Source organism: Sphingomonas sp. PEI4, assembly GCF_056679955.1.
Map to the genome: position 1 here is coordinate 35,034 of NZ_JBWXPI010000003.1, position 12,982 is coordinate 48,015.

Consider the following 12,982-nt stretch of genomic DNA (forward strand, 5'->3'; position numbering starts at 1 on the left):
GGGGTCACTCTCAGACCCCCTTCATATAGCCGGACACGAACTTCGGTTCAAGGATGCGCGTTTCGCGCCACGCTCCCTTTTTGCCTTGGTCCCAGCCCCAATAAGGGGACGGAAGATGACTGTTTTTACCCTAAGCCAAGCGACTGCAAGGGCGCTTGGCAAGGCGGGCGTAAGCGTAAGCGGGCGCGACATGGCGCCCAGTGCGGGCACCGGGCGTCCTCGCATGGCGCATCGGACCGGCGCGCCGGTGCTGCGCGACAGCATCGAGGCGGGGACGTTTGAAGAGCTGTTCTTTGCAGTGCCCGCCAAGGGCGAGACTGACAAATTGCTGCGGATCGCACGACGGACTCTCGATGCAGGCCGCCAGTTGCGGCGTGAGGCCCGCGTTGGCGATCGCGTCCTGAACGCAGCCGAGCGCCGGATCGTTACGATGACCGCAGCTGCCGTACGGGTCTATGAGGAGATCCTCACGCTGGCGCGCCTCAATCGCGGGCGGGTCTTCCCCAGCTATGACCATCTGTCGGACGCGACAAGTCTCGGCCGTGCGACGATTGCTCGCGCTCTCCATATCCTGGAGAATATTGGGTTTCTCGTTCGTCAGCGCCGCTTCGAGCGGGTCGACGCGCACGGTTCGGGACCACGCTACCGGCAGACGTCCAACGCATACCGCCCGACCCTGCCCCAACGCGTACTCGGCTACATGCCCCGGTGGATGCGGCCAGCCCCCCTGCCCGACGATGCGGTGCAGCACGAGATCGATCGCATCGACGATGTGTCGGCAATGCTGGCAGGATTATCCTGCCGGGAATTGGCGTCTGCGACGGTCGGCGGGCAATTGGGCAAGATGCTCGCCAAGCTCGGCGCGACCATTGACCGCCGTGAGCGCGAGTCTCAAATATATCCGGAACCGCTCACAAACTAATATGATTATCCCAAACAAGAACCCTAACCCGTTACGGCACAAATCAACCGCCCTCAAGACGATCAAAGCCATGAACAACTGAAGGAGAAAAAGGAAAAACCTGAAATACCGGCTATGCCGTCATATGCTCCCTAGCTGGAGCAAGCGGCTAGCGTTGCTCTAAATTCGGTTAAGCAGTGTATGATATGACGCGTTGAAGAAGGACCGAGGCTTTCCGAACTCAACCTGTGGGCAAATCGATATCAGTCCTATTGTTTTGCCTGTGTAGACATGTAGGAGGTCTGACATGACGACAATCGCGATCATCAGCCAGAAGGGCGGAGCCGGTAAGACGACACTAGCAATCCATCTTGCCGCAGCCGCGCATGATTCCGGAAGGGTCGCGCTCGTCATCGACACCGATCCCCAAGCCACGGCTAGTCAATGGGCGGCCTGGCGCGAGGAGGCTCCTCCCGAGGTGATAGACAGTCCACCACCACGGCTCGCCGCCAAGGTAGCGCAGGCGAAGAAACAAGGTGCCGAGTTCATCGTTATCGATACGCCCCCTCATGCCGACAGTGCCGCCCGCGCTGCAGTCGAGATCGCTGATCTGGTGCTGATCCCCTGCAGGCCTAGCGCATTTGATCTCTCAGCAATCCAGACGACCGCAAAGCTGGTGCAATTGCTGCGCAAGCCCGCTTTTGTCGTCTTCACTGCCGGCTCGCCTAATGCGCCGCGGGTGTATCAGGAAGCCGCCGAACTGGTCGAAAGCTTCGGCACGCAGGCTTGTCCGATTCAGGTCCCTGATCGCGCCGCATTCCGCCATGCCAGCGCCGAAGGCCGCACGGTCATGGAATTCGATCCAACCGGTAAGGCCGCCGACGACGTTCGACAGGTATACGAGTGGACATGTCGACAGGTCGACATTTCGAGTAAGATTGTTAAACCTGCGCTAAAAGGAAAAGCCGCAGCATGACTCGCAAACCCTCGTTCGCCAATCTGCGCGATCGAACGCCCCCTGCACCTGACAGCGCATCGACCAATCCCGGTCACACATCGGTCGGACAAAACCAGAACCGACAAACCGTCGGCGGACAGGGAGCTACCACAGGTCCAGCCAGTCGTCAGGGGCGCAAGCAAATCGCCGGCTTCTTCTCCCCCGAAATGTCGTTTGCGATGCACACGCTGGCACGCCGGCAGGGAAGGAGTCTCCAAGCACTGATGGCCGAGGCGTTCAACGACGTGCTCCGTAAACATGGCGAAAGCCCGATCGGCGACTAACTATAATCAACCGGAAGCGCTTACATCATGCTCACGATCATTTCGTTTCGTATCAACGCGGCTGACGCCCATTTGGGCTGACAGTAGGTATCGTTGACGGCCGCAAAGCCCGTTATCAGCACTGTCGCTGTCAATGGCGACACCAAGGCGATCGTCAACGCCTGTAATCCTTGCGGATGTTGCTTCGGAGCGGCCTTGGCCCCTGCCCGTCTTCACAATGCTGATAAGAAGCGGTCAAGCCGGGTTCAATGCCCGGCCCGACTACTCGCGTGCGGCTGTTCGTAAAGCCTGCCATCTACCAATCGGCCTTAGCAGCGCGATGGCGATTCCCATCGTATCAGGATGGAGCGAATTAATCAGATTTAAAGATCCCCGGCTTCTCATCCAACCTGAAGGTGGGTTTCGGGCGTTCATTCGGCCGCCTTGGCGGTCGCGGCAGCAGCATATTCGACCGGCGTCATCCAACCAAGCCATGTGTGAGGGCGGCTCTCGTTATAGTCCCGCCGCCAGGCCTCGATCTTCGCTCGGGCGTCAGCGATGTATAGGAACCCATGCGCGTTCAGGCACTCGTCGCGAAGGCGGCCGTAGAACGATTCCATGAAGACATTGTCGGTAAGCTTCCCCAGTCGACTGAAGTCGAGCGTCACGCCATTCTCGTACGCCCAAAGGTCGGGCGCCTTCGAGATGAACTCTAGCCCATTTGTCTACACGAATGGTCTTGGACGCGCCGCGGATTGACGAGATCCGTGGCATCGCCTCGACAACCTGCTCGCCCCTGATCTCTTGGTCGACGTCAATCGCGAGTGCCTCACGGGTGAAGGCGTCGACTACGGTCGGCGCGCGAAACCGCTGACGGTTGAACAGGCATCCGAGACGAAGCAGTCGCAGCTAACGCGTTTGAAGCACGAGTTGAATGAGGCCTGCAGCGACGGCTAGCCGCCCTGTCCGCCGAAAGTTAAAATCAAAATCCGGGCCGGCGAGAACGAATGGACATTTGCACTCCCAGCATAAACCGATAGCTTGAACTAGAACTTGAGTGACGGCACCAAGCTTTTAGCATTGCGATTGTATCACAGTCCGCCCATACTAACCTTAAAATACGAGAGCGCGTTAGGCAGTTCTCTTGCAAGCCGGACGTACATGTAGGACTGGAAGAATCTTTACGCTTTACGAGCAATTCGATCTACCTACCAAAACCTCCACCACTTCCTCATCGGATAAAACTCAATACCCTGTACAATAGCTGCTTTTACGATATCAATCGCTAAGGCTTTAAGCTGCCAGTTGTTAAGAGTCATCTGAACCGATATTTCCTCTCCTGCAAGGAACTCCTCCACTGACCGCGCGACTTCGACATGAAGTACCAGACCACTTTGAGAGGTCTGCGTTGACCACTGAATGACTGCTCCTGCCACCCTCTTTGCCATCAGCTTGTCCAGTAGAAGTCTCTTAAATCGAAATGTTGACTTGTTTGCCGAGCCGCAGGTCAAGCAGCGTCTCGCCGTACCTCCGCCGTTGCTGCTCCTCTCGAATTTCCGAAAGATATTGGCTTAGGCGTTCTCGGGACAGTTCGTCTCTGAGATTGTCGGCCAATCGCTGAGCGCGAGCCGATTCCGCACACAGATAGTCATCTTGAGGCACTTTTCTCTCCGCAGATCAGTATGTCTGCACTAATTTACAAAGCATTAATCATGGTTAATTATTAGTTAAGTTTTGCTCTGACATCGATAGAACGATTCATATCTGCGGCGAAAGGCGCATCCGGGTCGCAGCCGGACCAAGCTAGTGTTCCGAGTAAGGCCACATCCGATGATTGTTGCGGTGCTTGATCCAGCAGCCAAAAAAACCGATCGTTCTTTGTTATTCATCACCAGCGGCACCCTACTTTCAGCACGTGCAGGATACCCGAAATCACCCGACGATCGTCCACCCTCCTCGCGCTGGCTTGGTTCTTGGGCAAATGCGCCTCGATCGCCGACCGCTCCTCGTCCGACAACCAGGACAATGCCACGCGACACCTCCCTTGATCCACGCCGTCCGTGAATCAAAAAAGTCGCTCCACTCAACCCGCTGATTGGGTTTGGGTCCTAACAGGCGTGCTTGCCGAGTGTACCGTTGACCCACTTTTACGGCGGTAGAGCCACAAGTGAAGCTGTTGACGAAACGTTCCGGTATCCCGGCATCACTCAACAAGGTTGAGACGACGCCCAAACAGCTTAGGGGAGCGTGAGCGAGCATCAGTCAGCGCTTCGGCGATCGCTCAAGTGCCGAAATAATCTGATCGGCGGTAGCTATCGTTTCTTGGATAAAACCTCAGTCGTCGCCGTTTGATGCGGCCGCCAAGGCACTTAAGCATCTTGCGCGGCAGCGTAGAAGATAATCGAAATAGGTTCGGTCGCCCTTACCTAATCTCTCTCGCCGTTCTGCTGCGGCAGCATGTCCAGGCGTAGGGTAACGCGCGTTGAATTTGGCAACATCCACCGACTATAACACCTTAAAGCAATCGCTCCAATCGCATGTAGGAGTAGCCATCACATGCTGGGATCCCGCAGAACATCGGGATGTAATCGGTTTCTATGAGACAGGCTAACTCGTTAATTTACAACGGTTGTTCAGGCCCGCTGAAATCTTCAGAAAAGGTCTTTGAGGCAAAGTATGGCTCAGGCTATTTTTGGTGAAGCTGGCATATCGTGTGATTGATTGCCGGTCCAATTCCGCCGCTCAGCCGCTTTAGCGTTCCGTTTTGCGGTCGCCCTCGCGGTAACTCGATCGGCGATAAAATGAGTTGTACACCTCAGCACGGTTGCAAAATTATGCGATCGGATGTCCTCTTTAAGACGTTGCTACCGGCGCGATGGGCCATCGGGCTCGAGCCTACGGTAAATACAGCTAAGACGGCTACCGCTAGCTTTCTATTCGTGCGCACCGCTTTTCGCCCAAGCGATAGAAGCAGGGGTCAGAACCCGTCTGATCTCAACCGTTTCGGACGGCGTTTACGGAGTCTGATGCTGTTGAGCTTAGGGGTATACGGGGCCGCGACGTGGGAACACCGCCTCGATTGGTCCAAGCAGGCTTCCGGGGGCGTCCCTCCATGCACTGGTCGTACACCGTCTGCATTTCGGCAGCCGCAGTTCTGGCAGGATTTCCGCGTTCAGGTAGTGCGTTTGCATAGTCGTTCAGTGCCACTGCGTGGCGACTTCGCTGAGACACTGATACGGAAATATGTTTACCCGAAGGAAGTCGGTGCGCTCATGGCAGAGAGCGATACATTGAAGTCAAACCCGGTGGCTGCGACGCTGCAGCGATCACGCTCAAGGAACCTCGTGAATGGGTTGCAGGCGGACTTATCAACGCGACCTTGCGATTACCCTGCCAGATCTCAAGTCCATACCGGTTCAAGTGCCCTGCCGCTTCGATCAAGGAATGTTCGTCGCTAGCCGCCGAGAGGTCCGCACCGCTTACAATTTCGCCACAACTACCCAACTCATAGATTCGAAAACGCATACTATGTCCCCCGCCACCCTTGTGCCGGGAGACGGTAAACAAGAGGTTAACGCAATTGGTGCAGAGGGAGAGCCGAGGAGCGCGAAAGTCCAGAATTTCGATCGGCAATCCACCGTATATGCTGTGCTTCTCGAAGATCGGCGGCGTAGGCGTCAAGCAATTCACGGGAAAGCTCGTCATTCAGTCCCCCGACGATACGCCGCACTCGCTCGCATTCCGTTTCGAGGTTTACATCAGTCGGCACGTTCGTCTCCGTTACGCCGTAAGGAAACGACGAACCCAACACCCACCCGAAATTGGTTAACAGATAGTTAACTCTTTTTTGGTGGCTCGACAGACCGATTCACCCGCGCGCCGAACCGATGCATTTAGGTTATAATTGGAGAGAGATTGTTTCCAGCGGAGGTCTCAACGTGGACGTACAAGAAACTAGGTTTCGGAGTTTGATCCTGCAGCGGAGGTAAGCTTACGTAGTATTTCTCACCAAGGCACGGATTCCGGGTCATGTCACTATTTCATACGATCCGGTTAATTCGGCCTTCATTTGAAAATGGAATGAGTGTCGAATGAGCCACGCTGATGATCCGGTCGACAACCCACCTTCGTTTCCCGGCGATCGACGATCGGCTGTACGGTCAAGAATCTATTTACCTGTGTCCCTCATTACGCCAGCAGGCGACCTCCATTCCGCCACTCTTACGAACATATCGTCGTTGGGGTTCAGGATTAGGTCCGATTATGGAGTAACTCTCGGACGCTTCCTGTCGCTGGATATACCCCAACTACCTCGATATTCCGGCTGGGTTGCATGGTCTCACTCCGGTGAGATCGGTCTTGAGGTGGCCAATCCCGTTCCGCAAAAGGTAATTGATTACATTTTAGCGCGGGCAGCGGTTGCAGGCGAAACCAAAAGTTAACTTGTTCGCAGCCGCCGCTGACCGCGACAACCTGCGATCTTAAGTGTGTCACTACCGTGCAGATGCCGGGAGCTATTCCGCGCCTTCGTCGCCGATACTGCAGTTAGCTTCTGACAAAGAAGCAATTCGCTCATAATGGAAGACGCGTGGAATGTGTGCGCCCGGAAACTTAGTAGCCAAAGTTTAGTTTTCTCATCGCTATAGTCGCGCGTTGACTCATGGAACGTAGCTCCTGCAGCGAGAGCAGTGATGAAATCGATCGGTAGGCAACGCTATCATCGCCGCCGCGCCGCAGAGGAGGGCGCGCGTGCAAAAGTCGCGAGCAATCAGGAGGCAAGAGTTGCTCATGCTCGACTTGCTAAATATCATTCGCAGATTGCAAGTGACCCGGATTTTACCCCATTTGAGAAGGCGTCTCGCCATGGGTAGGCAGGCAGCTACTGGGCAGCGGTTCATCTGAGCAACAAGGTTGCGACAGAATTAAAAAAAAGGTAATCGCAGCGGATTAAGCAGAGCGTTGCCTTGGAAAGTCATAGCTCCTTCCTCTATTTCTTGCATCGCGGAACGGGACCGCGGTAGCTCACTTCTAAGATACTTTTCCAACAATCGATGATGACACTCTCTTGTTACCGAATAACTGAAATTTCGCCCCCCCGTCCCCGGTGGATCGGCACCGAAAGCGGAACCCCGCTTTAAGCGAGGCGACTACCTGTATCTTTTGGAAAACTTGGGGTTACGAGGGGTCGACAGCGCCGACGCGATGCACATACCGTTTCCGGATCGTAATCGCCGCACCGCGGTTCTCGAGCGTCTCGACATGATGGGCGTTCCAAGAGCGGTCGTCTGGATGCGTGATGTCGGCATACGAGATCTCGACAAGCTCGGCTTCGTCTCGCTGCAGCAGCTCGCATACATCTCGATCAAGGGCTAAGGATATTGCCCCAGCATCGCCACGTATGGCCGATTAACGCCGGCCCGGTTCTCCCTCCGCTCGCACTCACATCATTTCCTACTATTCTCGCAGCAGTTTGGTAATAGGCAAAATCCAAACGCTAGATGAGTACCGCGCCTGTTATGAAAGGCTTGTCGAACGAGGACTCTATTACGACATCAGAGCGTGTTCGAGCGCTTTTATGGTAAAGGGCTTGCTTAAATAACGCGTACCGTTTGGCAAGCCTTCAGGTCTCGGACGACCTGACATCAGTATAACGGTCCGCGGCATAATGCCACGGTTCAGGATCAGCTCAGCGCCGGACAGGCCAGACCCGAGCGCTATGTCGCTAAGCAGCATGTCGATGCCGCCCGCAGAAAGCTGATCGAGCGCAGCTTCCGCGCTATCGACAGCGACTGGCATGTAGCCAAGTTCGCTAACCATCTCGGAAATCGTGGAAAGAACGACAAGGTTATCGTCAACGATCAGAACTTTTAGAGTATGCATGCAGGCAAAATACGAGTACCTGTTGAATTAATGCTTAACAAGGGAGTGAGGTCGTGACCGTTCACTCACACGTCATTCTGGTTGTCGATGACGAGGAACGCATCCGCAACGTGGTAGGCGAGCAGCTTGAGGATTGCGGGTTCGATGTAATCCTATCCGCTACTGGTGACGATGCAATCAATATTGTAAGTAGTTTGACTCATATTGATTTAATCGTAACTGACGTTAGAATGCCTGGTAAACTGAACGGTTTCGATCTCATCGAACGCGCACTGGCGTTGCGCCCAAATCTTCGGACGATTGTGATGTCGGGTTACACTGATGAAGCTGAGCTCCGGTCTAACATCGCAGATCGATTTTTAGCAAAGCCGTTCACGTTGAGCTTTCTTGAGAAAGAGGTTTGCAGTCTGCTGGTTTCATAGTCCTGCGACGGGATTACTGGTGTCGAACGAATGGAATTCGTTGCTCTTATTGACGGCAACGAAGCTCGTGATACGCCTGAGAATATTTGTCTTCGATGCTCAAAGTAGGTCCTTCACTATAGACGCCATGAATCAGATCGATTGTTTAATGAGCTTTCAAATAACGAATGTGACTCGATTCAGTATGCTTGATATAGTCGGTCACACTTTTGTTAGGAATATGAGGCTATTGAATATTTGCTAGTTCAGTTTTGATCGGGTTTCATCGTAACCAGCGACTGTAAAAAAACATCAAGTCGCTGGGCTTGCCTGTCGAGGCAAACCTTTGGCAGCATAGCTTATGTATTGCAATACAACTTAATCGGCTATAGCTATGCACACCCGCTCAACAAAGCATTCGCCGCTCTTAAAAAATGCGCGATGGTCACCGGCTTGGAAATATAGGCTCTTGCGCCGGCTGCTCGAATTCGTTCTTCATCCTTGTGGCTGGCATAGGCAGTGACTGCCATGACTGGGATCATGCTCAGGTCTTTGTCCTTCATAATTTCTAGAATCAATTCGTAGCCGGTCACGTGTGGCATCTGAATGTCCATTATTATCAGGTCTGGCCGAAACTGATGAGCACGAGCTATAGCGTTACGACCGTCGCGAAGCGCCTCAACGATGAGCTCATGCGCTTGCAGAAGATCACAAAATAGCTTCAGGTTGAGTTCGTTGTCTTCGACAATGAGCACGCGCTTTGCCACCAAATCAACCTTTCTGACCCAGACACCTAGATATTCTATATCTATTACCCGCCATTCTATAATTCCGGATGGTTTCTAACATATCGTGGATCGGCGCCAATACTAGGATCTCACGTCGGTGCCGACCTACAGTTTCATCCTGCTTACGCCGCTTTCACAGCGCTTCAAGTTAAGTAACGTCAAAAAAGCACTCACGATGGTTAACAGTTGCGTCGTGCCGTCCATGTTGCGTCGCCGATGCGGGCTGCCTGGCTTATCCCAATAAAAAGGCGATGTCGTCTTCGGTAATGTGGGCGGGAGACGTCACGTCCTCGCTCCACAATGTGTCGGCTAGCGCCGCCTTGCGCTGCTGGAGTGTCAGGATCTTTTCCTCGATCGTACCGGTTGCAATCATCCGGTACACAAAGACCGGCTTGCTCTGACCAATCCGGTGCGCACGGTCGATCGCCTGCGCCTCTACCGCCGGGTTCCACCATGGATCGTAGAGAATGACAGTATCGGCCGTGGTCAAGTTGAGCCCGGTCCCGCCTGCCTTCAGGCTGATCAGGATAAGCGGCACCTCGCCTTGTTGAAAGCGAGCTACTGGCGTCTTGCGATCCCGAGTTTTGCCGGTCAGTTCGACCCAGGCGTGATGCCGTCGGTCTAGCTCTGGTTTGATAAGATCGAGCATGCTTGTGAACTGGCTGAACAGAATGATCCGCCGTCCTTCTGCGATCAGTTCGTCGAGCAGCTCCAGCAGCCGCTCGAGCTTGGCGGACGGTGGTGGCTTCGCCCCCTGCTCTGGCAGCAGGCGCGGATCGCAGCACACCTGCCGCAGCCGCGTCAGTGCTGTCAGCATTATGATCTGGGCCCGCATGAGCCCGACCCGGGCGATCTCGTCGCGGACGCGCTGCTGCATCAGGATACGCTGGCTTTCGTGGAGTGCCATCTGTGCGGCCCCTGGGACGACCATGACAGGCAAGACCGACTTTGCCGGCAGATCGACTGCCACCGCATCCTTGGTGCGACGCAGCATGAATGGCTTCAGCTTGCGTGCCAGCCGTGCCCGCGCTTCGCTGTCGCCGTGCTTCTCGATTGGCGTACGGTACATGCGTACAAAGTCGCGCTGGTTGCCGAGCAGCCCCGGAACGATCAGTTCGAACAGCGACCACACATCGGTGAGTTGGTTCTCGATCGGCGTCCCACTCAGGGCGATCTGCCGCGTGGCTGTCAGTTTGCGGGCAGCCGCATGACCGGCTGTTCTGGGGTTCTTGAGCACATGTGCCTCATCGAACACGACGAGGCCGAACGCTTCGCGTGTCAGCACGTCCTCGTCACGCACCAGCAGCGGATAGCTGGTCAGGACAATGTCATGAGCACGAATGGTGTCGTGCCGGTCGTGCCGGCTTGAGCCATGCAGCAACAGCACCGTCAGTGTGGGCGCAAATCTGGCAATCTCGGCTTGCCAGTTCGGCAGCACTGACGTTGGTGCGACGATGAGAACGGGGCCGTCGAGTGCGCCTGCAGTCTTCTGCGACACGATATGGGCGAGCGTTTGTACGGTTTTGCCGAGACCCATGTCGTCGGCGAGCAGCCCGCCGAGCCCTGCCCGCGCCAGCGCTTCAAGCCAGTCGAACCCGGTTTGCTGATACGGGCGCAAGGTTGCTTCGAAACCCGGCGGGAGCGGGGTCGGTGCGAGACGGAGTTGGGTTAGCTCCCTGGCAAGACGTCGCAACGGCTCCGCACCGGTCCATGCCATCCCGGGTGTCGCGGCTTCGATAGCGCCCAGCAGTCCCAGATCAAGTCTTGAAAAGCCCGATCTGCTCCCTGCTGTCGCGGGCGCTGGATCATTCGCGGCAAGGATCATCAGGGCGCGCAACATCGGCAGCACGCTCGCCGCTTTCATCGCCACCACTTTGCCGTCGCCAAGGGCGACCGGAATGACATCGTCTTCCTCAGCGAGATCAGAACCGAGCGCCTCGAGTTCGTTGGCGTCGATCGTCGCCAGCATCCGGCGCAACGCTGGCACCAGATCGACGCGGTCGCCGTCCACATTCGCACCGAGCGTGATGTCGAACCAGTCGATCCCCGAGGGTACAACCGCAGCTGACAGATCTGCCGCTTCGACAGGGATGACGTGCAGCGGAAAGTCCGGGGCGACCTCGATCCGCCAGCCTTCTGCTTGTAGGGTGTCGGCGTCGTAGATGAGGAATGGCGTAAAGTCTTCTGCCGTCGCCGGCAAACCGGGCGCATGATCCCATTCCTGCCGAGGTGCTGGCTCGGCGTCCTCGAAATCGAACAGGGGGATTAGCCCGGCCAGTATCAGCCGCATTATGGCATCGTTCTCGCCGTCGGGATCACGGCTGAAGCGGACGAGCCCGTCAGCGTCCCGGAACAGCACCGTCTGCTCCACGGTCGTGGCATCGACAATCGTGCCGGCATAATCGAATGTCAGGCGGGCGAGCGCGCATGGAACCTGCATTTTGCCGGAGTAGCGATAGTGACCGCCATGCCATGCCTGCATGGTGACCTTGTCCATGCACAGCGACAGGACCGGAACCGGTGCGACTGTGCCAAGATCGCGCACTGTCGGTGCGACCGGGGGCACCACATGGGCCAGCACGAGATCGGGCCAGAGCGCCGCAAGCCCAACAACCGCGTCCGCGTCGACCGGAGGCAGGCGCAGAAGATGCTCGGCCATGGTGGGGGGCAGGTCGAAATCGAGAGACACGACCGCACCGCTACCGGTGTCGATCAGCATAGGGGGTGCCAACACTACCGCCACGCCGTCGACAGGCACATCCCGGACCGACAATCGCGTACGGCCAAGATCGTCATGGATCCAGTCGAGCATAGACTTTCTGGAGACCTGCCGGTGCATCGATACGCCGCGCGCCGTCGCCCATCGCGCCCGGCCGGTCGCGAGTATTCGCTCGAACAGGTCCGCGCCCCCGGCGCCTGTCAGACATCCCTCATGGTCGGTATCGCCAATCCGCATCTGCAAGCGTCGCAGGATGTGCCGATCCTCATCCGTCATATGTGCGGGGCTGCCGTATCCACCATAAAGACCAGCAGGCTGAGCCTTGGCGCCGTTGCCCACCGGGTGGCCGTCCTCGTCGAGCCCGATGTCGAGTGCCTCGACGAACAGGCGCAGGGCGCAACCCGGTGTTGTCAGCGATGCCAGCGGACGCTTCTTCGATAAGCGCATATTGCCGACAAGCGCCTGGACTCGCACGACGTAAATGACGGCACGTGATGCTGGAGGCGCGGTCGCCCCATGGCGTTCGGACAAGGGCTTCATTGCGGCCGCCCATTGCGCAAGAGACGTCGGAAGCAGGTCCGTCGCGAGCATCGTTGTGGAGCGTGCTACCAACGCCCCTTCCGCGCGGACTGTCGAAACTGCGTGAGGCGGCTGCCGCGCGCCCTGGCGTGCCTGCAACGCAAGCAGAACGGCGGCCGCGTGCTTGCAGCCGATCCCGACCGGACACGTGCAGATCGCGACAATCGCATTAGACCGGAAGCGCAGTTCTACATGATAAGGTGAACGGGCACTTCCCACCACCGTGGCTTGTACGACTCCTTGACCGTCTTCGAGGTGCAGTTCGCCGACACGTCCGCGTTGCCAATAGTCTCGACCGGCCTCCAGCATCCGTTGCGTTGAAATCGCCCGGGTCAAGGCGGCGTCGGTGACGAGCGGGATCATTGCTGCATCGTAAATCGACTGACCAGCGGATACTACCCGTACCAGAGCGCAGCCTCCATCAAGTTCACGCTATTGTGCCTCTGTGGCAAGC

The 12,982-nt window shown here is 56.5% G+C and carries 10 protein-coding genes and 2 pseudogenes; 6 read left to right on the forward strand and 6 right to left on the reverse strand.

The genetic code is table 11. The features are described from left to right. Window positions 1–115 precede the first annotated feature (115 nt). The 3 genes from AC1MLZ_RS21280 (at window position 116) to AC1MLZ_RS21290 (ending at window position 2,182) form a co-directional block, all read left to right on the forward strand. Window positions 116–922 carry a helix-turn-helix domain-containing protein gene (locus tag AC1MLZ_RS21280; protein ID WP_480961961.1) on the forward strand — a complete coding sequence of 269 codons (807 nt, stop codon included), beginning with the start codon at window positions 116–118 and terminating at the stop codon, window positions 920–922. 286 nt (window positions 923–1,208) lie between these two features. After that, the gene (parA, locus tag AC1MLZ_RS21285) at window positions 1,209–1,877 is read left to right on the forward strand and encodes a ParA family partition ATPase (RefSeq protein WP_480961962.1); all 669 of its coding nucleotides are present in this window, start codon (window positions 1,209–1,211) and stop codon (window positions 1,875–1,877) included. Beyond that, on the forward strand, window positions 1,874–2,182 hold the full coding sequence (locus AC1MLZ_RS21290; RefSeq protein WP_480961963.1) for a ribbon-helix-helix domain-containing protein: 309 nt from the start codon (window positions 1,874–1,876) through the stop codon (window positions 2,180–2,182). The genes parA and AC1MLZ_RS21290 overlap by 4 nt, the downstream gene beginning before the upstream one ends. A gap of 410 nt (window positions 2,183–2,592) precedes the next feature. Here AC1MLZ_RS21290 and AC1MLZ_RS21295 read toward each other — a convergent pair. The 3 genes and pseudogenes from AC1MLZ_RS21295 to AC1MLZ_RS21305 all read right to left on the reverse strand — a co-directional run. Beyond that, a pseudogene (locus AC1MLZ_RS21295) lies at window positions 2,593–3,046 on the reverse strand (integrase core domain-containing protein); the annotation flags it as partial. A 323-nt stretch (window positions 3,047–3,369) separates the two neighbouring features. Beyond that, window positions 3,370–3,609 (reverse strand): hypothetical protein, encoded by a 240-nt coding sequence (locus tag AC1MLZ_RS21300; protein ID WP_480961964.1) that lies wholly within the window; start codon window positions 3,607–3,609, stop codon window positions 3,370–3,372. Window positions 3,610–4,052: 443 nt separating this feature from the next. After that, window positions 4,053–4,193, reverse strand: a pseudogene (locus tag AC1MLZ_RS21305) (transposase); the annotation flags it as partial. Window positions 4,194–6,252: 2,059 nt separating this feature from the next. Here AC1MLZ_RS21305 and AC1MLZ_RS21310 point away from each other — a divergent pair. Then, complete coding sequence (locus AC1MLZ_RS21310; RefSeq protein ID WP_480961965.1) at window positions 6,253–6,603, forward strand: PilZ domain-containing protein; 351 nt, start codon at window positions 6,253–6,255, stop codon at window positions 6,601–6,603. 760 nt (window positions 6,604–7,363) lie between these two features. Continuing rightward, window positions 7,364–7,534, forward strand: a complete 171-nt coding sequence (locus tag AC1MLZ_RS21315; RefSeq protein ID WP_480961966.1) for a hypothetical protein — start codon at window positions 7,364–7,366, stop codon at window positions 7,532–7,534. Between the two features lie 171 nt (window positions 7,535–7,705). Here AC1MLZ_RS21315 and AC1MLZ_RS21320 read toward each other — a convergent pair whose 3' ends face one another. Further along, window positions 7,706–8,041 (reverse strand): response regulator, encoded by a 336-nt coding sequence (locus AC1MLZ_RS21320; protein WP_480961967.1) that lies wholly within the window; start codon window positions 8,039–8,041, stop codon window positions 7,706–7,708. Between the two features lie 53 nt (window positions 8,042–8,094). On the opposite strand from AC1MLZ_RS21320, the gene AC1MLZ_RS21325 reads away from it, so the two are divergent. Further along, window positions 8,095–8,463 (forward strand): response regulator, encoded by a 369-nt coding sequence (locus AC1MLZ_RS21325; RefSeq protein ID WP_480961968.1) that lies wholly within the window; start codon window positions 8,095–8,097, stop codon window positions 8,461–8,463. A 371-nt stretch (window positions 8,464–8,834) separates the two neighbouring features. Here AC1MLZ_RS21325 and AC1MLZ_RS21330 read toward each other — a convergent pair whose 3' ends face one another. Further along, a complete protein-coding gene (locus tag AC1MLZ_RS21330; protein WP_480961969.1) occupies window positions 8,835–9,209 on the reverse strand; it encodes a response regulator in 375 nt (124 codons plus the stop codon). A 253-nt stretch (window positions 9,210–9,462) separates the two neighbouring features. Further along, window positions 9,463–12,891 carry a DEAD/DEAH box helicase gene (locus AC1MLZ_RS21335; RefSeq protein WP_480961970.1) on the reverse strand — a complete coding sequence of 1,143 codons (3,429 nt, stop codon included), beginning with the start codon at window positions 12,889–12,891 and terminating at the stop codon, window positions 9,463–9,465. Window positions 12,892–12,982 lie beyond the last annotated feature (91 nt).